This is a genomic window from Bacteroidia bacterium, assembly GCA_040880525.1.
In the GTDB taxonomy this organism is placed as follows: Bacteria; Bacteroidota; Bacteroidia; order CAILMK01; family JBBDIG01; genus JBBDIG01.
Genome location: JBBDIG010000014.1, coordinates 97,228 through 120,258 on the forward strand (window position 1 = coordinate 97,228; position 23,031 = coordinate 120,258).

Genomic DNA, 23,031 nt, shown 5'->3' on the forward strand with positions numbered 1-23,031 from the left:
GTGCTGCTCTTTTCTATTTTTGCTGCAATTGCTAAAACAGAAAAGTGGTCAGGAAGAAGAGCAAACGGAAACCGCCTACAAAAACTGCCTCAAAGGTTGCACCTCTTAGTATAAAAGCTACGGTCCCTCGCGGGATGCGAATAGCTAAGTATGCTGCGCTGGTAATGGTATTGTTGTTCGGCACCGTCCTTAGTATGAAGAGTCTTCAGGAGCCTGATCTCTGGTGGCAGTTGCTCACGGGACAATATATTTTACAGGAAGGAGCAATTCCGAGGGTTGATATTTTCTCCTACACTTTTGCAGGTACCGACTGGCTCAACGTAAAATGGGGTTATGAAGTGCTGATGGCTTTGGCAGCTAAGGCGGGCGGCCCGGAGTTGATCCTGTTTCTGCAAATTGTGATCACGCTTTTGTTGCTTCTCTCGCTTTACCGGGTCTTCAGAATTTTTCACAGCGGGCTATTCGGAAACAACCGGCAGGGACCCACTGCTGGATTTGTGATCGTTGCCATACTTTCTCTCGCTGCTTTTGAATTCCGGATGACGGGCCGCCCCGAAGCCGTAAGCCATTTAATGGTTGGAGTTTTCCTCTGGCTGCTAATGCGATGGCGGCAGCAACCCGGCTTATGGATTTACCTGCTGGTTCCATTGCAAATGTTCTGGGCCAACCTGCATGAGGCCTATGGAACCGGACTCGTGATGACTCTGGGGTTTCCTGCAGCCTGCTGGGCCGAATATCTCTGGGGGAACCGTTTCGGACTAAAAACGCCAAAACCGCTGCATCTCACCATCGCTGCGGCTTTGTCCATTCCCGCTGTGGCCATACATCCCTTTGGCTGGGAACTCATTATTCATCCTCTCAATATCTTTTTTCAGTTGCAGGAGAATAAATTCACCGCAGAACTGGAATCGGTATTTTCTCCTAATTACTGGGAATTTCAGGCTTACATCAATATTCTGTTTTTTGTAATTAGCATTGCGGGGTATTTCCTTTTAAAAAATAAAATCGGGAAGGATCTTTTAAATATTCCCTTTCAGCGTTTCGGGCTGGGATACCTGTTGTTTCTTTTTCTGTTTTTTTACCTGAGCCTGTCCGCTTACCGCAATATTCCTTTCTTCATTATTATTTCGTTCCCGGCTGTAGCTGTTGCCGTAGATGGCCTAGCGGAGCGCTTGCTGAGTTCAAAGAGATCTCTCGCAGCCAATTTTCTGGTGCTGCGACAGGTGGCATTTATCTTTTTGTTCCTGATGCTGGCTGTTGGGTACGTTATGGTGGTAACCGGCAATTACTACAAATGGACCGGAAGCAATGACCGCTACGGATTGCAAACAGATGCAGTAAATGCACCGCTGGGTGCTGTAGAGTTTATCAAGGAACATGGCCTGGCCGGGGAACGCAGTTTTACTGATTATATCATTTCGTCCTATCCGCTTTGGGCTTTGCATCCGGAGTACAAAACATATATTGATTTGCGTGACCTGGATATTTTCCCTGCCGGATTTTTCCAGCGCTTTCTGCGGATCGCCACGCAGCCGGAAGGAAATTTTGAGCAGGCTGACAGCACCTGGCAGTTCGGCTACGTATTGCTTTACAGAAATCAATTTATGCCGCTGCATGGCTACCTCATTTCCTCAGAGCAATATGAAATGGTATATGCTGATCCGGTAGCCGTTTTATATGTAAACAAAAGCCACCATCCTGATCTGGCAGAGAAGTTCGGATTTGATGGCGGCAGCAATGATATTTTCAGCAACCCCCAAAATCCTGAAGTATCGGTTCCGGCATTGGTCATTTCGCGTTTATTCTGGCCGGCCTTTCAGGAACAGTATTACCCGAATCTGAATACAGACCTTGAGGCTTCGGGATTTTACTTCCGGACCGGCTACAGGGAATTGGCCTGGAACAGAGCTGTGGCAGCTTCAAATAGCAATATAAGGCAGTGGGAAGCCTACCTGCAACTGGGGAATCTCACATTCCAGGTGGCACAGCAACAAAGTGATGAAACCGAAATGAAACGAATGCTCCAGGAAGCGAGCAGTTATTTCAAACAATCCATAAATATAAAGGAGAATGCCGGAGCCTTTTTAGGATTGGGCCTGGTAAACATCCTTTATAACAATGTGCGGGAAGCAGAGAAACAATTGCAGAACTGCATAGATACCGATCGTAGCAACAGCGAATGTTATACCTATATGGCAGAGGTCGAGTTCATGTATTCACAACAGAACCCAACCGAATCGGGCTATCATTTAAGGGAGCAGCGTAAGTACATAGAAAAGGCGATGGATCTGAATCCTGACAGTCCCTTTTTGCTGTTGCAAATGGGAATAAGCCATTACAGGTTCAACGAGTGCGAAGAAGCGATGGAATATCTGGACCGGGTGCGAAATTTCCCTGGCTTTTCTGCACAGGAACAAAGGATGTTGCAAGACTGCCTCCGGGCGTGCGGAGGTGTTTTATAAAAATTATTAATAGCGAAAATTTCAAAATTTTTCAGAGAAAATGAATTCATTTAAAATTCAAAAATAGTTATGAACAACTATTTGTAAATTAATTCTAACCAAATGCCATTCTTTACAGAATTTAGCCGCGAAAACAATATTCTGCGGCACTCTTATTTAGAACCAGTCTAAATTGGCGCGGTAACCTTCGATAGCCAATGCTAACTCAAATTATCGTCTAAATTTGCGCCCGAAAATACAGCACTTAATTACACCAAGTCCACTCATATTTATGCTTGCACGAACCACCAAGCTATCCCTGATCTTTCTGTTGTTTGCGGGTAGCCTCCTTGCTCAGGAACCGCAGATCACGGGTGATAATCAGGAAGCAACGGCAATCACTGAATCCAATGTGGAATCTTCTCAGGCTGATGCTGCCACCGGACAGATAGACGGCCAGCTTTTATTTAAGAAAAACTGCACACAGTGCCATAAACTGGGAAGCGCCCTGATTGGCCCCGACTTACTTGGGATCAGGGAACGAAAGTCAGAAGAATGGCTGATACGATTCATTCAGAATTCCCAGGCCGTCATTGAATCCGGAGATGAATATGCAGTGGCGCTTTTTGAGCAGTACAATAACGTGATCATGCCTCCGCAGCCTCTCAATGAGGATGAAGTGGCGGCAGTGCTGGATTATATTGATGAGGAAGAAAAGAAACTGGCAGAAGGAGTTCCGGGAACACCCGGAGGAAGTGGGGGACCGGGCTTTGACCCAACTGCCGGAGCCGAAGGTTTATTCGGTCTCTCTTATGAGCAAACAATGGGCTTGCTCGCGGTAGTATTGCTTATTCTTTTGGCCATTTGCTTTACGCTGGTACGGATTCATCAACAGGTCAGTGATTTAGTTTGGGCTAAGGACCATCCGGGAGAAATTAAGCCTGAAAAGGAAATTCGGGAAGGCCGCATCAAATATTTTGTACGGGAATTTCAGGAAAGAGTCAATCCTACTTTCGCAGTGATATCAGTGATCGGGATATTCGTGGTAGGCGGTGCGGCTTTTACATGGGTTCAGGCGCAATGGCTTGGGTCTCAATACAAATATTCTCCCACGCAGCCCATAGCATTTTCACATAAGCTGCACGCAGGCCAAATGAATATTGATTGCCAATATTGCCATAGCAGTGCCTCCATTTCAAAAAATGCCGGCATTCCTTCAGTGGAAACCTGCATGAACTGCCACAGCTACGTGCAAGGCGGATTGCAGACTGAAAATCCTGAAATCAAAAAACTCATACAGCATTGGCAGGATTCCGTACCGATTGAATGGGTCCGGATCCACAACGTTCCGGATCTGGCCTATTTTAATCATTCGCAGCACGTTACAGTAGGCGGACTGGATTGTGTGAAATGCCACGGCCAGATCGTACACATGGATGAAGTAATACAAAACACTACGCTGGAAATGGGTTGGTGCATTAACTGCCACAGAGAAACAGCCGTAGACAGCACGAATCAATATTATGCGGAGACATTTAAATTTATGGATCAGCATAAGCAATTTACCATAGCGCAATTGGGTGGCCTGGAATGTTCCAAATGTCACTATTGATCAATTCCTTTATTTGAATTACCTATAGCCGTAATGGACAACAACAATAAGCAGTACTGGAAAGGGTTTGACGAATTTTATCAGGAGAATAAATTTGAGGCAAAGAAGCATGATGAATTTGCCGAAAAGCTTCCTGTCAGGCCGGAAGACTTTAATCTGCAATCAAGCAGGCGTGATTTTCTGAAATTTTTCGGATTTAGTCTTTCCGCAGCGGCATTAACTGCTGCCTGCACAAAGACTCCCGTCAAAAAGGCTATTCCTTATGTTATTAAGCCTGTTGACATCGAGCCGGGGATGCCCAATTATTATGCTTCTACCTGCCATGCCTGCAGCGCTGGATGTTCAATCCTGGTCAAAACCCGCGAAGGGCGTCCTATTAAAATAGAACCTAATCCGGAATCGGAACGGACTGGCTCCGGCACCTGCGCTTTAGGGCAGGGAACAGTACTCAACCTGTATGATGCAGGCCGTCTGACAGGTCCTGTGGCCAATGGCGCAGACACGACCTGGGAAGATATTGACCCACGCGTGGTAGCTGACCTTCAAAAGGCCTCATCAAGAGGCAAAGTGGTGCTGCTCTCGCAAACCGTAACCAGTCCCACAACGCAAAAAATAATTAACAGCTTCGTGGAAGCGGTGCCTAATGCCGAGCACAGAAATTACGACCACGTTTCAGCCTATGGCCTTCTTAAAGCTCATCAGGATGCATTTGGGAAATTCGCTTTGCCGCGCTATCGTTTTAACCGGGCCAAAACCATTGTCAGTTTTAATGCTGATTTTCTGGGTACCTGGATCTCGCCCGTAGAGTATACTAAAGGATATTCTGAAGCCCGTGCAGTAGATGAGAAAAAACGCATGGCATATCACATCCAGTTTGAAAGCAATCTTTCACTTTCCGGAAGTAATGCGGATTTGCGAATGCCTATGCGTCCTTCGCAGGAAGGCGCTGCTGTTCTTTCATTGCTCAATAAAATAGGCGGGGGCAGCACCTACGGCTCAGGTGATTTTGAATTACCCGGAAATGCAATCGCCTCGGCCGCCAATGCTTTAAAGGCTACAGCCGGGGAATCCATCGTAATATCAGGATCGAATGATCCCGGAATTCAGGCGATGGTGCTGGAAATAAACAGGAGGCTGGGCAACTATGGCAATACGCTGGACATGGATAATCCATCATACCAGAAGCAGGGAAATGATGAAGACATGATCCGCCTGGTGCGAGAAATGAATGCAGGACAAGTGGCCGCGATCATTTTCTACGGCAGCAACCCGGCATATTCATACCCTCAGGCAACAAAATTTAAAGAAGCTCTTGCCAAGGTGCCTGTGCGTGTGAGTTTTGCTGACAAAATGGACGAGACAGCCAAGCTTTGCACATACGTTTGCCCGGACGATAATTACCTGGAGAAATGGAATGACAGTGAGCCTGTAAGAGGCATGTATACCATGACGCAGCCTACCATCACCCGCATCTTCAATACACGCGCTGCCCAAGAAACATTATTAACCTGGATGGGCAACCGGCAGGAATACCATGACGTACTGAAAGCGAATTGGCAACAAAATATATATACAGGAACCGGGGGTGAGGATTTCGAAAGTTTTTGGCGCAAGGTGATCCACGATGGCGTATACCAAAGTGAACGCAGCCTGCACGACAGGGCAATTTCCACATCAGGACTGGTTGGCTCACTCGCTGCCTTTGCAACAGCCGCGATGAGCGCTGTAACGGATACAGCCGGTGCGGCCATGAATGCCATTTCAGATACAACCGGTATGTCTGCTGCGCTGCCTGGCATGGCGGCAATTTCTGATACCTCTGCCACTGCGACTCAGCAAGGCGAGACCACAACCGTTGAGGATACGGCTCAAAGTATTAATACAAGAGATCTTTCTTCAGTAGCAGCAATGGCAGAGAAAGACCGCCAGGCTGCGGAAGGACAAATGGAATTATTTCTTTACCAGACAGTAGCTCTTCAGGACGGAGAATCAGCAGGAAATCCCTGGCTTCAGGAGTTGCCTGACCCGATCAGCCGGATCTGCTGGGATAATTACGTTTGTGTTTCTAAAAGAAATGCGGATGAAAAAGGATGGAGCGATGGCAAAGTGATAAAGGTTTCTGTAGGAGACCGCAGCGTTAAATTGCCGGTATATATTCAGCCAGGCCAGCCTTATAACACCATCGCCATTGCAGTTGGATATGGCCATGATATGGCGGAAGCGTCAGGCAAGATCGCCAACTTTGTGGGTAAAAACGCTTTTCCACTGGCATCGCTGAAGAATGGAGCAGTATCCTTTCGGGGAATTGCTACAGTGGAAGATACTCCTGATGTAATAAATCTGGCACAGACGCAGACTCACCATCATGTGGAGGGACGCGATCTTGTGAGAGAAACTTCCCTGGGAACGTATATGGCCGATCCTTCTTCTATCAAGAAGCAGGACGTACACATGGTTTCACTCTATGATCCGTACAAATTTCCCGGCCATCACTGGGGCATTGCCATTGACCTCAACGCATGCACCGGTTGTGGTTCCTGCGTGGTGGCCTGCACTGCAGAGAACAATGTTCCCGTTGTGGGCAAGGCTGAGGTTCTGATGCGCAGGGAAATGCACTGGATCAGGATTGACCGCTATTTCAGCATAGAGGAAGATGGAAAGTATCTTAATAAGGAAGATGCGGTTAATGATATTGAGAACAGCGATAGCTTTGAGAACGTGAAGGTGAATTTTCAACCGCTCATGTGTCAGCATTGCGACAACGCTCCCTGCGAGAACGTTTGTCCGGTAGCGGCCATCAGCCACAGTTCAGAAGGTATCAATCAGCAGGTTTATAATCGCTGCGTAGGAACCCGCTATTGCCAGAACAACTGCCCTTATAAAGTAAGGAGATTCAACTGGTTCAGCTATTATGAGAATGAGGAATTCGACTATAACATGAATTCGGATCTTGGCCGCATGGTACTGAATCCGGATGTGGTAGTGCGGGCACGCGGGGTGATGGAAAAATGCTCAATGTGCGTTCAGCGCATTCAGTTCCATAAGCTGGAGGCAAAAAAGGAAAATCGTGGACTAAAAGATGGCGAAATTAAAATGGCCTGTCAGCAGGCCTGCCCCGCAAATGCAATTGTATTCGGAGACATGAACGATCCCGAAAGCAAAGTTTCTAAACTGATGAATCGCGACAGGGCGTATGGAATTCTTACGGAAATCCAGACAAAGCCCACGGTAAATTATATGGCAAAGATCCGGGTGGAAGAACCGGCCAAGGCATAATTAATATTAGGAAGAAGAAATTAAAAAATAAAGAGCAAAGATGTACGAATCGCCCTTACGAGAGCCGCTGATCGTTGGTCACAAAACCTACAAGGATATTTCGGATGATATCTGCCGGGCAGTTGAAGGCAGGCCGACTCCGCTTTGGTTCGCAGGTTTTGGCTTTTCAACGCTGGTGCTGGGATTGCTACTGGTTGCCGTTACTTACACTTTCGTGGTAGGGATTGGCGCCTGGGGTCTCAATAAAACCGTTGGCTGGGCTTTCGATATTACAAACTTTGTATTCTGGGTGGGTATCGGCCACGCAGGTACACTCATTTCCGCCATCCTTTTGCTCTTCCGGCAGCACTGGAGAACCTCCATCAACCGGTCGGCTGAGGCGATGACCATCTTTGCCGTTATGTGTGCAGGATTGTTTCCCCTCATCCACATGGGCCGGCCCTGGGTTGGATTTTGGGTGCTTCCTGTACCAAATGATCTGGGTCCGCTTTGGGTAAACTTTAATTCCCCGCTTCTATGGGATGTATTTGCAATCAGCACGTATCTCACGGTTTCACTCGTGTTCTGGTACATGGGGCTTATTCCGGATCTTGCAACTTTAAGAGACAGGGCGACTAAGACAGTACCCCGCTTTATTTACAATTTGTTCTGCTTTGGCTGGACAGGTTCGGCTAAGGTGTGGCAACGATTTGAACTGATCAGTTTAATTCTGGCCGGCCTGGCAACTCCTCTGGTACTTTCCGTACATACGATTGTAAGTTTTGACTTTGCCACATCCGTAATTCCGGGATGGCATACCACGATATTTCCGCCCTATTTTGTAGCAGGTGCGATCTTCTCCGGGTTTGCGATGGTGCATACGTTGCTGATCGTAGTAAGAAAAGTTCTGAAACTGGAAGCCTATATTACCATCGGACATCTTGAAGCAATGGCCAAGGTGATCATTCTCACCGGATCTATGGTGGGCATCGCTTACGCCACTGAGCTTTTCATCGCCTGGTATTCGGGCTATGAATATGAACAATTCGCTTTCATTAACAGGGTGATGGGTCCTTATTGGTGGGCATACTGGACGATGGTAAGTTGTAACGTGATTACCCCGCAGCTTTTCTGGTCAAAATACATACGAACCAATCCAACCGCTATTTTCATCATCTCAATTTTTGTGAATATCGGGATGTGGTTCGAGCGTTTTGTGATTATTGTTATTTCACTGCACCGCGATTTTCTGCCTTCAAGCTGGGTAATGTATTCTCCCACAATTGTGGAAGTAGCGATATTAATCGGCTCATTTGGTCTTTTCTTCACGTTGTTCCTGCTTTTCGCCAAGTTCCTTCCGGTTATTGCCATAGCGGAAATTAAGTCTATCCTGAAGATGGAACATGCTAAGAAAGCTGGTGCCGCCAAAGTGAAACAAGAGCCACCAATTTTGGCTACAGAAAATGTATAAGTTTAAAAAGAAGAAATGGCTAATCAGAAAGTTGTAGTCGGCATTTTTGAGGATGAAGTTCCAATGATGGAAGCCATTAAAGTGGCTAAGCGACATAATATTGAAATCATGGATGCCTTTACTCCTTTCCCGGTTCACGGCCTGGATAAGGTAATGGAGCTTCGCCCTTCAAGGCTTGATATTGTGGCGTTCATTTTTGGTACGCTGGGATTTCTTACGGCAGTGGGCCTCCAGGTATACACCATGGGAATTGACTGGCCCATGAATATTGGTGGTAAACCCCGTTTCCCTTTTCCATCCTTTATCCCGGTTACGTTTGAACTTACAGTCCTATTTGCATCGCTGGGAATGGTGGCTACCTATCTCATCGTGAGCCGGCTCCTTCCGGGTGTTGAGCCGAAACTATATGATCCCCGGCAAACAAGTGATCATTTCGTGGTGCTTTTCAGAGATGACAACATCAGCGAGGAGATCAAAAACATTTGCTTAGAAAATGGCGCCATCGAAATAAGGACTGATGAATACCAGCAAACACTTTGGCCTTATCCCATTCCGATCAAAATGAAAAAATAATGAGATTAGCTTTTATAGGAATATCCACAATACTGGCGGGTTTATCCTTTTCGGGTTGCCTCTATCGCATGGATCCCGATAAGGAGCCGGGTTATGAATATGCTCCGCAGATGTATCACGCTTTACCACTCGAACCCTACAGGGAAGAGGTAGACAAACGCCCGGAGCATAATCCCTTTAACATGAATATGCGAACGCCACCTGCCGGCACCGTGGCAAGAGGAAAACTTGACTATTTCTACCCAATTGAAAATACCAATGAAGGATATGAGAGAGCCGCGACAGAACTGAAGAATCCGCTGGAGAAGAATCAGAAAAATATGGAGATCGGGCAAAAAAAGTATATGACCTTTTGCTATCCCTGCCATGGCACAACAGGGCAGGGTGATGGGCCGGTTATTAGTAATTTCATGGATGACGATCCATCCAACGATAATAAATTTCCACCACCTCCTGCCTATACACTGGATTACAGGAGAACAATGCCCGAAGGACAGATCTATCATGTCGTTACCGTGGGACGCAACGCAATGCCTCCTTATGCATCGCAAATATCTCCGGATGACCGTTGGCGCATTGTGATGTTTGTGCAGCAATTGCAAAAACTGGATGACACGACAGATGAACAGGTGGAAGCCGCTGCCACAACTGCAGATACATCAGAAACCATAAACAAATCGGTAGAGATCATGGGGCAAGAGCCTGATACTGCCGGTAAGGAGTAAACCAAGAAATAGCAGAAAAGAATAAACCGCGAATGGAACTGCATAACGTTAAGGAAAAATTTATATTCACCGGCAGGTTAAAGGCAATTACCCTGGGAGTTACGTTACTGGGACTTATCCTCACCGTAATTGGTATGCTGGTAAATCCTGATGGCCGTCATGGGCATGGCGAATCCGTTACCCATGGCGTAGAACTATCAGAGCAACAAAACGTGCATGAAGAGGAGGGAATTGATTATGCCACCGATCTTAAAGATCATCCTACTAAGGTGGTTGCAGACCATGATGCCGCCTCTGGTCATCATGAAAATATCGGGGCCAAGCGTTTTTGGGCTAACCTCCTTTTGAGCAGTACATTTTGGTTTCTCATTTCATTGTGCGGTACCTTTTTTATTGCCTTTAATTACCTGGCAAATGCAGGCTGGGCGGTTGTGCTAAATAGAATAGCCGAAGCAGTTGGAGTATATTTACCCATCTCTGCGGTTGCGCTGCTCATCATTATGGCTTTTGGCAGCCACTCCATTTATCACTGGGCGCACGAAGCTGTCTACGAAGTGGGAAATCCCGAATACGACCCGCTGCTGGTCGGTAAACGGGAGTTCCTGAACGAAGGATTCCTGATGACCGGTTTCGTAATTTTTGCCGGTCTGATGATTCTCTTTACTTATTTATTCAGAAGAAACTCTCTTCTGGAGGATGTAAACGGGGGACTTAAATATTATGACCGTTCTTTAAAATTTGCCGTATTCTTCCTGGTCGCTTTTGGCTTGGGAATTTCCTTCTTTGGTTTCGGTTTCCTTATGTCTACTAACCCGCACTGGTATAGCACCATCTATGGCGTGTATGTATTTGCGGGCATGTTCGTAGGTGGAATGACCGTAATTACCATGATCGCCATTTTGCTGAAGAATGCAGGATTTTTGGCGGAGGTCAGAACCGAACATATCCATGATATGGGCAAGTTCATGTTTGCGTTCTCAATATTCTGGACCTATATCTGGGTTTCGCAATTCCTGCTTATCTGGTATGGTAATATTCCTGAAGAAACCATCTATTATGACATGCGGTGGGCGCCTAACTGGAAAACTCTTTTCTGGTTAAATCTCATAATAAATTTCACTGTACCGCTACTGCTTCTTATGAGTCGGCACACCAAAAGGAATTTCAAGTTTCTGTTCGCCATTGGCATTGTAATCCTCATCGGACGTTTTATGGATATCTATCTGCTCATTATGCCTGATACCGTAGGGCTGGATGCCAGCACTTTTGGCTTCATTGAAATAGGATGCTGGCTGTTCTTCGGAGGCATCTTCGCATTCACTACGGCATGGGCGCTGAGCCGTGCCAATCTTATTCCGATGCACCATCCATACCTGGGCGAGAGTTTGCACCACGAGATTCCGGTATAGCAGATTTTTTAAAAACATACAGTTTCACCGGGCGCAATGCTTCGGGTGGAACCTTCAGCCACGGAGGAACATTGCCGGGCGTTCCCATAAAACCATACTCCCTGGTCAATTGAAAATTACTGTTTTCAAAAATCTTCAGTAGATCCGAACGGCTATAATTCAGACAGCCTACCTTTTTATCGTAGTAAGTCTTTGCAGCGATTGGCTCATAAATGAATAATTCCGCCCCCGGTTTCATGGTTTCCCAAATGTCAGCAAGCATTGCATCAGGATGGGAAAAATGGTGAAACGTCTGGCGGATTATGATCTTATCAAAAACATAACGTGGCAAATTTGTTTTTTTCTTCCTGCCCTTAACCAATACTAGTTCATTGGTATTGGGAGTTGTCCGAAGTTCTGAATATTTGTCGCTTACAACATTTAATGTTCTGAGAGAATAACCATTTATTTCCTGGGCATAAATTGTAAGGCTGTCATAATTTATCATCAATACGCCTTCCAGCCAACCCGTGGCAAAACCAATATCTGCAATTACCTCATTCGGCTGTAAATCATATACTTTGAATTCCTGCTCCATTGACTTAAGCATAGAATCAGCATGGAGAATGAAACCGCTGTTATTCACAATGGACTCTTTCTTTTTCGCCAACCGGGTGCTGCTACATGATAAATTAATGATTAAAAGCAGCCCTAAGAATAAGTAAAATAAAAATTTCATAAAATGAGAATTTCGTGTATTTATAAATTCTTCAGCAACATTTAAATAATAGTAATGCTGTTTCTGGAATTTTCTTGTGCCAATGTTTCATTTTTTGATCAACCGCCCATAAATTTCATTTAGCTCCTGCAGATGGTTGGCCAGCGCATTTTTTGTTTGGCCAGGAAGCATTCGCCACTCCCAGTTGCCAAAGCTGGTGCCGGGACGATTCATTATATGCTGCTCATCCAGGTTAAGGATATCCTGCATGGGTATTACCGCTATACCGGCCACAGATTGAAGAGCCAGGCGGTGCAGGCTATCAGCTACCGTGCTATCGCTTAATTCTTTACCCAAATACAGATGAAGATTTGTCCGTTCCTTTTCGGAAATGAGTTTATACCAGCCCCGCAATGTAGCATTATCATGTGTTCCGGTGTAAACGATGCTGTTGGGAATATGATTATGTGGGACAAAAGGATTCTCGCGCATATCGTCTCCGAATGCATATTGTAAAACCCGCATTCCTGGTAATTCAAATTGATCCCTCAAATCATGCACAGCCTGGTCTATGGTTCCGAGATCTTCGGCAATAAATGGCATGGAAGGAAACAAGCCTTTGAGATGATGAAAAAAATCATGGCCGGGGGTAGTTGCCCATTGCCCGTTCATAGCAGTTTCTTCACCGGCAGGAATTTCCCAAAATGCTGAAAAGGCACGGAAATGATCCAGCCGTACGAGATCGAACAGGGCAAGATTCTGCCTCAGCCGGCTGAACCACCAGCGGTAATGGTCTTCCTGCATTACATCCCAATCGTATACCGGGGTTCCCCACAACTGTCCGGTTTCACTAAAGAAATCGGGAGGCACACCGGAAACCGATACAGGTTCAAAAGCCTCATTCAACTTAAACATTTCGGTGTGCGCCCAGCAATCGGTACTATCGAAATTCACATAAAAGGGCACATCCCCGATCATGTGAATTCCCTGCGAATGAGCATAATCCCGCAGCTTTTCCCATTGCTTAAAAAAGAGATATTGCAGGAATTTTTCTTTCTCAATAATATCAGATAAATCTTCCGCAGCTTGTTTCAGTGCTTTAAGTTGTCGCTGGGCCAGATCTTCAGGCCATTGATCCCAGCTCTTGTTTTGGCAGGCAGTGCGCAGCGCCATATAAAGCGCGTAGTCGTGAAGCCAATCCTTATTGTGCTCGCAAAAATCAATATATTCTTTGCTTTTATTTTTTGATTTCCAGCGAACAAAAGCTTTATCTAGTATTTCTTTTTTGAATTGAATTACTTCCGGAAAATTTACTTTATTGTTTTTAAATTTCCCTGCATGCGGTAAATCTTCCTGCGACAGGAATCCGGCTTGCAGCAATCCTTCAGGGCTGATGAGCAGGACGTTGCCGGCAAAAGCTGAAGGGCTGCTGTAGGGAGAATTGCCGCTTTCATTGCGGGTTGGCGAGAGCGGGAGCAATTGCCAGTATCGTTGCCCGGCCGCTGCCAGGAAGTCCACAAAATTGTAAGCTTCCGGACCCATATCGCCAATTCCATAAGGAGAGGGCAAAGAAGTGATATGAATAAGAATTCCGCTGCTTCTTTCAAATCTCATTAGATGCGGGTTTTAAAATGGCTACCGGGAATTTCCCCAGGATTTGTTTAAGAAGGAGCATTCCGTTGCCTGATTCCAGGTTTTCGCTGGTGTAAATATTTGTCCATACTTCTGGCGCGCCAGGTGGCAAAGTGAGCAATGCATCCTGCCATACCTGTGCGCCAATGGGATATTTTCCCTCCCGACATAAAGGCACGACTAACCGTGGCACAACAACTACGCAATAGTCGTTTCCTGATTTCCGCGCAAAGCATAGCGCTTTCTCGCTAAATGCTTCCGAAACCCTGAGGGGCAAATATTCTCCTTCTTCAAACAGATTTGGCAGACTTTTCCTGAATTGCAAGGCCTTGTACAAAACGAATATTTTCAGGTGGCCATCAGCGGAATTCTCCAGCAAATTGCTGTTTAAAGATTCCGGATCTGCCGTGGTCATTTCATTAACGAACTTAGTTCGCAGATCATAATCTACCGGCCTGCGATTATCAGGATCTACATAACTGAGGTCCCAGAGTTCGGAACCCTGGTAAATGTCTGGAATGCCGGGAGCCGTAACCTTCAGCAGGCTCTGCCCGAGTGAATAAATCGCTCCGCAAAAGGCAAGCTTTTCTGCAAAAATTCTGAATGAATTTAAAAACCTGGCGCTGCATAAAATTGACTCCAAAAATTCCATCACTCCCTTTTCATAGGCCACATCAGGTGCTGCCCAACTGGAATGTACTTTGGCCTCACGCAAGGCTTTTTCGAGGTAGGCTTTTGTTCGATTAATGAAATCCTTGTTTATATCATAGGGCCAGGCGCCCAGGAGGCTCTGGTAAATAAAATATTCCTCATTCCTGTCCGGCAGATTTTTATTTCCTCTTGCCGCAGCATTTAATGTATGCCAGCGGTTCATTTCGCTAAACCACTCTTCGGGTATTTCACTCAGCACATTTATGCGCAGGCGGGCATCCTCCCCACGGTTCGTATCGTGGGTGGCTGTCGCATTAATAGAGCGCGGGAAATGTGATTGTCTGTGCAGCATTTTACGATGAAAGCTGCCTGCTCCCATTCCAAATACGGAAGGATTATCTCCAACTTCATTATGAGAAATCAAAGGATTGTAGGAATAGAAAGTGGTGTCTTCAATCCCTTTGGCCGCAAGCGGGCCGGTAAACTGCTGGCAGCGCTGAAGGAAAAAATACTGATCACCCTCGTCTGCATCAGCATGGCCGGTAAAGGTATTAAGCAGGTAATCCAGCTCTGGCCGGAGGGTGGGCAGCATGTGGCAGGCAGTTTTATGCGCCTTCGTGATGATTTCGTATTCTCCCTGTCGTAGCGGGAATTTCTGCGGATAGATCCTGTACACAGGCCAGGCCGCAAGAAAACCCGCCAAAGCTTCCGTCCATTCCAATATCCTGGTTGCCTCATGAGCCGCTAACAGGCTGCATGATTTCATCCATTCCACAAGGTTCTGCAATTCGCCCCCCATCCGGGTTTTCAGGATAAATATTTTATTCTTAAAAACCTGTTCTTCATAAGAAAGAGGTTCTCCGCTAATGCGGCTGTATGCTTCTTTGATGGGTGCTGCCCCTTCAGGATCCGTGAAAAGCTGGCTGACCGTACTCAGAAATCCATAGCCGCTGGTGCCTTCAATGGGCCAGCGATGCGGCAGATGCTCACTCAATTCGAGGATTTTTTCCACCACGATGAATTTCTCTCTGCCCACCAAATTGCGCAGGCGGTGCAAATAACCTTCAGGATCATTTAGCCCGTCAATATGGTCAATGCGCAGACCGTCAATTAAGCCTTCATTACAAAGTTTCCCGATAAATTGGTGGTAGCTATTAAATACCTGCTCATCTTCCATGCGCAGACAGATAAGATCATTGATCGTAAAAAACCGCCTGTAGTTGATCTTTTCTTCGGGAGTACGCCAATGAACAAGCCTGAAATACTGCTGGTCCAGCATTTCGCTAAGCAATTCAGCAGAAGCATTTATTTTCTTTAACCCGTGGAGGATCGAGTCCAGTGCATTTTTATTTTCCTTTAAATATTCAATTAAGTTGTTTTTTGCAAGATGCCATTCGTCCGGGTTTGCCTGGATTTTTAATTTCCATTCCCATTCCTTCAGGAAATAAAAATCCTTTTCCCGTGCTTTTGTATTAAAATTTAAAATTTGATTTAATAAAAATGAATATGAATTTTTACTGACGGGATATTTATTTTCAAAATATTCAATAAAAAATCCTTTTTCAAAAACGATCTTCAGGTCCCCATTTGAGATGGCTTCCTTGGCTTCAGTACCCAGAAACGGAGCCATCACTTTCCCCGTGAATTCTTCTTCAGGAAACTGCCAGTCAATATCGAAACTGTGATAATAACGGGATTCAGGGCCAAGTTCAAATATATCGTGGAGCCACGGGTTGCTACAGTGAAAGGCCATGTGGTTGGGTACAATGTCCTGAAGCCAGCCCATCTCGCGCTCCTTCATTTCCTGCTTAATCTCCCGCCATTCATCCAGCGTTCCGATCTCTTCGTTCACGCATAAGGGATTAACCACATCATAGCCGTGTGTGCTGCCGGGCCGGGCCTGGAAAACGGGAGAGGCATAAATGGTGGAAATCCCCAGCTTTTGAAGATAAGGCAATTGCTTCCGCAACTGCCGGAAGGTAAAATCTTTATTGAACTGGATACGGTAAGTTGCCGCAGGCTTGTGCATAGGATCAGATAATGAGATTCAGCCGCTTATATGTTTCATTAAATAATGCACACCAGTTGCCGGCATCATTGTCTCCGGTTTCGCAACGATCCATGTATTCGCCATAAACCTGTGCTCTGATCTGGTAGGCGATATTCTGTGCATTCCAGTACCCCGGCTCCATGCCGCTTTTTTCGATATATGAAAGCAGCGTGGCCACATACTTTAGCTGCTCCAGGTTTTTTGGATCCTCTGCCAGGTGCTGCATTTCCTTCGCTACTTGTTCATCGGCAAGGAAATTCAGGGTTATAAAATCCAGCTTCATATTGATCTTTCCCGCTGATTCCAGCATTTTCTTTAATACCTCAAGATTAATTTTTTCTTGCTTAAAAATATTCACCAATCTGGTATTCACGGCAAGTTCCATTGGGATTCGGAGCTGACGAGGCACCTGCATATTGATCTCATTATATACCTGCAAAAGTGGAAAGTTGCTTTCATAAAGCTGGTAAATAGCACCCTCCACGTGTTGCATGGTTTGCTCTGTAACCAGATCCATGATCTTTCGCTGGTCGTCCCGGAACAGATGCCAGAAGGAGTAATTGTGGCTGCCGAAATATTTATCCATCAGATTGAATATTTCATAGATCCCGCTTTTATGAAAAGCCTGTACAATGCTGTCATGCAATTCATTCAGGGCATCGGTGCTGATGTAGGGCCGCACTCCGCCAAAAAGATGGTGCTCTCCCAGGTGGATTACCGCGTACGATATATCGGTTTTTTCCCGCGTTATCTGCGATTGCAGGAGCACACGGCCAATTACGAGTTTCTGTTTTCCTGCTTCGTAAAATTCCCGTTTCAAGGAATGCGTATTGAAGCTATAGATCGCAAGTTCTTCAGGAAATTCTTCGAAAATGGATGAGACGGCAAAGTGAGCACCTACCCGTAACATATTTACCATCATCGGCTTTACGTGGCGATTGTAGGCAATAGCAGCATTGTCATATTTCCTGATATTGCTCGGAATATTTTCGAGGTGGCGCACAAATTCATCCTCATATTTATTGCCGCTAACCTCTTCTGCCAATTGCATTGCACGGGTGGCGTAAAGTATATCCTGCATGGATTCAATGCCGGTTACTTCATCGAAAAACCAACCACAGCTTGTGTACATCAACATGCAGTGGTATTGCATTTCCAGCAGCTTGAGGAGCTTTATCTGCTGCTCATCTTCCAGCTCCTGTCCAAAATTTTCCCGGAGGAAGGATTCAACATTCTCATCGGCACGGTCGGCTACTACCCGGATATATTTGTTGCGAACATCCCACGGATTCTTTGTGAACGCCTTCATCTCCTCTTCGTAAAGAACAACACACGTGTCGCGAAGCCAATCAAAGGTTTCACGGAGGGGCTTTCGCCATTCCTGATTCCAGCCCTTGTTTCCTCCGGTATTGCAACCGCAGTCGCTCTTCCATCTTTCCACTCCGTGGTAACAGCTCCAGGAGGTGTTTTCCAATATTTCTACCTCATGCTCCGGAGGATGCTTTTCCAGATATTCTGCATAGATAGTTAGTTGCTGATCAGGATGTGCTTCTTTGATGGTATGCAGGCAATATGAAAGCGCCATTTCGCCCAATTCGTGATGGTGGCCGTAGCTTTCTCCGTCTGTGGCGATATGTACCAGTTGCGGGATTTCTTCATCCGTAAATTGCCCCAGCAGCCGCTGGGCAAAAGCTTCCCCGTTGTTGAGCAATCCTTCAAAAGCTACCGCCTGGGAAGCTGGTCCATCATAGAAAAACAGGTTGATCTTTTTGCCGGAAGGCAGATTGTACACGTAAGAATGACGCGGGTTTATCTTCGCATTGGTGCCATCCTGCCAATCATTTTCGTCTTTTCTGCGAAAGCGCCTGGCCTGGTAGGGAGAAAGTATGGTGAACGCAATACCGTTTTCTGCCAGTACCTCAAGCGTTTCAGTATTGGCGGCAGTTTCGCCCAGCCACATTCCTTCCGGGTCTCTGCCGAAACGCCTCTTAAAATCTTCGATCCCCCATTTCACCTGTGTTTCTTTGTCTCTGCGATTGGCCAGCGGCATTATGAGGTGATTGTAGGCCTGGGCGATGGCTGATCCGTGACCAGAAAAATATTCCCGGCTTTCTTTGTCAGCCTGCAGTACTGCCTCATAAATGTGCGGAACTTCGGTTTCCATCCAGGTGAGAAGGGTAGGCCCGATGTTGAAGCTCATGCGCGAATAGTTATTGATAATATCCAGGATCGCCCCTTCCTCATTGAGAATTCGTGAGGCGGTATTGCGGCTATAGCACTCGGCATTGATGCGGTGATTCCAGTCATGGTATGGATATGCCGAATCCTGCACCTCCACTTTGTTCAGCCAGGGATTTTCTCTTGGAGGCTGATAAAAGTGGCCGTGGATGCAGACGTACTTTTTATTATTTCTACTCATTAAAATTCATTGATTTATAAAAATGATGAGTGATTCAGGCGGCAATGTGATCCGGCAATTTGCTTCTGCCAAAGCAGGCGCACCGCCAGGCCCCAGCCATTCAGCATCCCAGGATGCCAGAACCTTCTGCCAGTTCCCGCCTGATGACGGCAAACGCACTTCCCGGGTTTTTTGATCAAAATTAAAAAAGGCCAGATTTTGCTGATCCACTCCGGCCTGTAGTTCCAGAATCATTTCATTTTCATGGATACGGGTTTCAATATGGTCACTGGCAAAATTTTCAAAATGGCCATTTCTGCGCATCGTGATCAGGTGGCGGTAATATTCGCGGAGTGTAACCTGCGTTTTATCCCCGTCAAAATTCCATTGCAGTTTTGAAAGCTCAAAGGTTTCCGTTGCCTGTGGATCGGGCACTTCTCCCTTCCATTCAAAAGAAGCGAACTCCTGCTGGCGGCCCTTCCTGACAGCCTCCACCAATACAGGATCGCTGTGGCTTACGAAATAGAGGAATGGATGCTTTTCGCCATATTCTTCGCCCATAAACAGCAGCGGAACAAAAGGCGAGATCAGCATGGCGCCTGCACATAGCTTGGTCATTTCGAAGGAGACGAGATGCGATAAACGCTCGCCTTTCATCCTGTTCCCCACCTGGTCGTGGTTTTGAATGCAGACCACGAACTTCTCCGGAGGATGGCCGGAAGGATCGCTGCCGATGGTACGTTTCCTGAATCCGGAGTAGCGACCGTCATACACAAAAGCTTGCCTGAACGTTTTCGCCAGATTTTCAATTTTTCCGAAATCAGAATAATATCCATTTCGCTCACCCGTGGCAAGGGCATGCACTGAATGATGAAAATCATCCGCCCATTGGGCGTCCAGATTGCAGCCGCCCTCATGGTACGATCTCAAGAGTTTCACATCATTCAGGTCGCTCTCAGCGATCAGGTAATATGGGCGGTGTTCGCGCTGCTCAAGCAGGTCGGCAGCCTCACGCATTTCCGCCAGAATGTGCCTGGCACTGTTGTCAAAAATTGCGTGGACGGCATCCAGCCGCAATGCATCAATATGAAACTCGCGGAGCCACATCAGCGCTGCATTTATGAAATAACTGCGAACGTGGTCGCTGAATGCATCATCAAAGTTGAGGGCCGCACCCCACGGGGTCTTATATTTATCAGTAAAATAGGGTCCGAAATCATTCAGGTAGTTTCCCTCCGGGCCAAGATGATTATAGACTACATCCAGTATTACGGCTAAGCCTTTTTGGTGGCAGGCATTCACGAGCTTCTTCAGGCCGGATGCACCACCATAGGAATCCTGCACTGCGTAAGGATACACGCCATCATAGCCCCAGTTTCTGCTACCGGGAAACTGACAAACCGGCATCAGTTCAATTGTATTCACTCCAAGATCAAGAATGTAATCCAGCCGTGGGATGATCGCCTCGAATGTGCCGCTTGGGGTGAAAGTGCCGGTGTGCAATTCGTACATGATCATGTTCTTCAGCGGCATAGGTTGCCAATCCCGGTCGTCCCAGTCATAATCGGCATTCAGGGTTTTGGATGCATTATGCACACCTGCCGATTGATCACGCGAGGCAGGATCCAGACGGGTTAATTCCTGGTCGAGCCTAAAGCTGTATTTCGTGCCTTCGGGAATATCGTCCAGAACCCTTTCCCAATAGCCCTGACCATCCTGTTCCATTGCGAAACGGGATTCATTTTTCCCTTCAATGTGCAGTTCAACGCTTTTGCGAAAAGGTGCCCACACCCTGAATTTGCATCTGTTCTGATCCTGGTAAATAGCTCCGGTCCGTTCGTGCATAAGAAACCTGTGGCTGTTAAATATTTTACATCATTAAATATGAAAATCGTGGAATTGGTTGTGGATTTTTAGAAAAGGAGAGGAGCGGTGTCGGGAAATATTCTGCTGTTTTCTGGTCCTCTTTGGTTGCCGGGCCGGAGCTTGTTGAAGCAGGGCGAACGTGCCAATGCATCCGGTAAAAAGCCGTGGTTTGGCTAAACATGCAGCATGAAATCCCGTTTCTTCTTTCACTCATTAAAGGAGAAAAATAAATACCCCGTATTGATGAAAGATGTTGAAGGCCGCAAACGGGCAATTATTGAAAACGTACATCCGCAGATCAATGGAGGAAAGTATCCGGTGAAGAGAACGCCCGGAGAAAGAGTTACTGTTCGGGCAGATATTTTTGTGGATGGACACGATAAAGTGGATGCCGCTCTTTTGTATCGCAGAGTCCCGGAGAAAAAAAGCAAAGCAACCTCCAAATGGCAGGAAACAGCTATGGTTTTCCTGGGTAATGATCATTGGGAAGCATCTTTTACGCCTCTAAAAACGGGATACTATGAATACACGATCATAGCCTGGATCAACTATTATGGCACCTGGCAGGATGGCCTGCGAAAAAAGTTTGAAGCCCGGCAGGATGTACGCGTGGAGTTGATTTCAGGAGCGCAAATGATGGAAGATGCTGTGGAGCGGGTTTCTGCTGCGCAAAAGAAGAAGCTGAAAATGTGGAGCAAGCTGTTGCGGAGTACTAAGGATCAAAAGCAGGCTGAGGCTGTGCATATTGCACTGAGCATGGAAGCTTCCACAATTATGCACGAAGCACAGGAGCATGGTTTTACTAAAACTTACTACCGCAACCTGGGCGTAAAGGTGGAGCGGCAAAAAGCACTTTTCAGTGCCTGGTACGAATTCTTTCCGCGGTCCACATCTCCGGTTGAGGGCAGCCACGGGACCTTTGCGGATTGCGAGCGAATATTGCCTGAAATTGCCCGGATGGGTTTCGATGTCATTTATCTACCTCCCATCCATCCTGTAGGGAAGTCGCATCGCAAAGGGCTGAACAATGCCACAGTCGCTACAGAGCATGATCCCGGATCTCCGTGGGCCATTGGAGGTAGCGAAGGCGGCCACAAATCCATCCATCCCGAACTTGGAGATCCGGAGGAGTTCAAACGGCTGGTGAAAAAGGCGAATGAACTGGGATTGGAGGTCGCACTGGATTTTGCCATTCAGTGTTCCCCGGACCATCCTTATGTGAAGGAGCACCCGGACTGGTTCAAGTGGCGCCCTGACGGAACGATCCAATACGCGGAAAATCCTCCGAAAAAATATCAGGATGTATTGCCGGTATATTTTGAAACAGCCGACTGGGAAAACCTTTGGAAGGAGCTGAAAAGCATCGTGGATTTCTGGATTGCCAATGGTGTGAAGATTTTCCGCGTGGATAATCCCCATACCAAGCCCTTTGCCTTTTGGGAATGGCTTATCAGCGAAATACACCACAAGCATCCTGATGTTATCTTTTTAGCAGAAGCCTTTACCAGACCGCGCGTAATGGAGCAGTTGGCTAAAATTGGCTTTTCCCAGTCCTATACTTATTTTACCTGGCGCAATACCGCAGCAGAATTACAGGAATATGTAACGGAGCTAACACGAACAGAGCTAAGGGAATATTTCCGCCCCAACTTTTGGCCGAATACGCCTGATATTCTTCCCATTTCGCTGGAGCATAAACCGGAACCGGCCTTCATTGCACGGCTCATCCTGGCTTGTACATTATCCTCAAACTATGGCATTTACGGGCCTCTATTCGAATTCGGCCTCAATAGACCTTACCCCGGCAAGGAGGAATACATTGATTCAGAAAAGTATGAGATCAAACACTGGGACTGGAGCCGGCTGACCAGGACTAAGGAAATAATTACCCTCATGAATGAGATCAGGCGGGAGAATCCTGCATTGCAAACTACATGGCACGTTGAATTCTGCAAGAGCGATAATCCCAATTTGCTGTGCTATGTAAAAACGGATCAGTACAAACAGAACCAAATGCTGATTGCAGTGAATCTGGATTCTGAGCATGTTCAATCCGGATGGATAAAAGTTCCCCGGCTGTTCATGGAGCTGGAACCGGAAGCTACCCTCTCCCTCCATGATTTGTTGACCGGGAGCCGCTACATGTGGCGGGAGGAGTGGAATTACGTGGAACTGCATCCGCAAAAAATACCGGCACATGTTTTCAGGATCGAAATAGAAGAATAAAAGAACCGGAAATAACTTTCAGAAC

At 46.5% G+C, this 23,031-nt stretch carries 13 protein-coding genes; 8 read left to right on the plus strand and 5 right to left on the minus strand.

Annotated features, from left to right (window positions below; translation table 11 throughout):
• Positions 1-44: 44 nt before the first annotated feature.
• From WD077_02775 to WD077_02805, 7 genes are all read left to right on the plus strand, one after another.
• Positions 45-2,462: a hypothetical protein gene (locus WD077_02775; protein MEX0966134.1), complete on the plus strand. Its 2,418-nt coding sequence runs from the start codon at positions 45-47 to the stop codon at positions 2,460-2,462.
• A 271-nt stretch (positions 2,463-2,733) separates the two neighbouring features.
• Positions 2,734-4,053 (plus strand): c-type cytochrome, encoded by a 1,320-nt coding sequence (locus tag WD077_02780; protein MEX0966135.1) that lies wholly within the window; start codon positions 2,734-2,736, stop codon positions 4,051-4,053.
• 33 nt (positions 4,054-4,086) lie between these two features.
• A complete protein-coding gene (locus WD077_02785; GenBank protein ID MEX0966136.1) occupies positions 4,087-7,329 on the plus strand; it encodes a TAT-variant-translocated molybdopterin oxidoreductase in 3,243 nt (1,080 codons plus the stop codon).
• 40 nt (positions 7,330-7,369) lie between these two features.
• A complete protein-coding gene (nrfD, locus tag WD077_02790) occupies positions 7,370-8,779 on the plus strand; it encodes an NrfD/PsrC family molybdoenzyme membrane anchor subunit (protein MEX0966137.1) in 1,410 nt (469 codons plus the stop codon).
• Positions 8,780-8,794: 15 nt separating this feature from the next.
• A complete protein-coding gene (locus WD077_02795) occupies positions 8,795-9,352 on the plus strand; it encodes a DUF3341 domain-containing protein (protein MEX0966138.1) in 558 nt (185 codons plus the stop codon).
• Complete coding sequence (locus WD077_02800) at positions 9,352-10,077, plus strand: cytochrome c (protein MEX0966139.1); 726 nt, start codon at positions 9,352-9,354, stop codon at positions 10,075-10,077. Before WD077_02795 ends, WD077_02800 begins: the two co-directional genes overlap by 1 nt.
• A gap of 32 nt (positions 10,078-10,109) precedes the next feature.
• A complete protein-coding gene (locus WD077_02805; GenBank protein MEX0966140.1) occupies positions 10,110-11,486 on the plus strand; it encodes a quinol:cytochrome C oxidoreductase in 1,377 nt (458 codons plus the stop codon).
• Here the strand turns inward: WD077_02805 and WD077_02810 are convergent.
• From WD077_02810 to treZ, 5 genes are all read right to left on the minus strand, one after another.
• Positions 11,428-12,204, minus strand: a complete 777-nt coding sequence (locus WD077_02810; protein MEX0966141.1) for a methyltransferase domain-containing protein — start codon at positions 12,202-12,204, stop codon at positions 11,428-11,430. The two genes, WD077_02805 and WD077_02810, sit on opposite strands and share 59 nt — an antisense overlap.
• Before the next feature lie 87 nt (positions 12,205-12,291).
• Positions 12,292-13,797 carry a 4-alpha-glucanotransferase gene (malQ, locus tag WD077_02815; protein MEX0966142.1) on the minus strand — a complete coding sequence of 502 codons (1,506 nt, stop codon included), beginning with the start codon at positions 13,795-13,797 and terminating at the stop codon, positions 12,292-12,294.
• Entirely contained in the window at positions 13,787-16,495 is a 2,709-nt protein-coding gene (treY, locus tag WD077_02820) for a malto-oligosyltrehalose synthase (GenBank protein ID MEX0966143.1), read from the minus strand. The genes malQ and treY overlap by 11 nt, the downstream gene beginning before the upstream one ends.
• 4 nt (positions 16,496-16,499) lie before the next feature.
• On the minus strand, positions 16,500-18,935 hold the full coding sequence (locus WD077_02825) for a DUF3536 domain-containing protein (GenBank protein MEX0966144.1): 2,436 nt from the start codon (positions 18,933-18,935) through the stop codon (positions 16,500-16,502).
• A 6-nt stretch (positions 18,936-18,941) separates the two neighbouring features.
• Positions 18,942-20,759: a malto-oligosyltrehalose trehalohydrolase gene (treZ, locus tag WD077_02830; GenBank protein MEX0966145.1), complete on the minus strand. Its 1,818-nt coding sequence runs from the start codon at positions 20,757-20,759 to the stop codon at positions 18,942-18,944.
• Positions 20,760-20,966: 207 nt separating this feature from the next.
• Between treZ and WD077_02835 the strand changes: the two genes are divergently transcribed.
• Positions 20,967-23,006, plus strand: a complete 2,040-nt coding sequence (locus WD077_02835; GenBank protein ID MEX0966146.1) for an alpha-1,4-glucan--maltose-1-phosphate maltosyltransferase — start codon at positions 20,967-20,969, stop codon at positions 23,004-23,006.
• Positions 23,007-23,031: the final 25 nt, after the last annotated feature.

What these genes read in the sequence shown, in the direction of transcription:
- WD077_02780 (MEX0966135.1), top strand. Translation starts at nt 2,734, where the DNA reads ATGCTTGCACGAACCACCAAGCTATCCCTGATCTTTCTGTTGTTTGCG.
- WD077_02785 (MEX0966136.1), top strand. Translation starts at nt 4,087, where the DNA reads ATGGACAACAACAATAAGCAGTACTGGAAAGGGTTTGACGAATTTTAT.
- nrfD (MEX0966137.1), top strand. Translation starts at nt 7,370, where the DNA reads ATGTACGAATCGCCCTTACGAGAGCCGCTGATCGTTGGTCACAAAACC.
- WD077_02795 (MEX0966138.1), top strand. Translation starts at nt 8,795, where the DNA reads ATGGCTAATCAGAAAGTTGTAGTCGGCATTTTTGAGGATGAAGTTCCA.
- WD077_02800 (MEX0966139.1), top strand. Translation starts at nt 9,352, where the DNA reads ATGAGATTAGCTTTTATAGGAATATCCACAATACTGGCGGGTTTATCC.
- WD077_02805 (MEX0966140.1), top strand. Translation starts at nt 10,110, where the DNA reads ATGGAACTGCATAACGTTAAGGAAAAATTTATATTCACCGGCAGGTTA.
- WD077_02810 (MEX0966141.1), bottom strand. Translation starts at nt 12,204, where the DNA reads ATGAAATTTTTATTTTACTTATTCTTAGGGCTGCTTTTAATCATTAAT.
- malQ (MEX0966142.1), bottom strand. Translation starts at nt 13,797, where the DNA reads ATGAGATTTGAAAGAAGCAGCGGAATTCTTATTCATATCACTTCTTTG.
- treY (MEX0966143.1), bottom strand. Translation starts at nt 16,495, where the DNA reads ATGCACAAGCCTGCGGCAACTTACCGTATCCAGTTCAATAAAGATTTT.
- WD077_02825 (MEX0966144.1), bottom strand. Translation starts at nt 18,935, where the DNA reads ATGAGTAGAAATAATAAAAAGTACGTCTGCATCCACGGCCACTTTTAT.
- treZ (MEX0966145.1), bottom strand. Translation starts at nt 20,759, where the DNA reads ATGCACGAACGGACCGGAGCTATTTACCAGGATCAGAACAGATGCAAA.
- WD077_02835 (MEX0966146.1), top strand. Translation starts at nt 20,967, where the DNA reads ATGAAATCCCGTTTCTTCTTTCACTCATTAAAGGAGAAAAATAAATAC.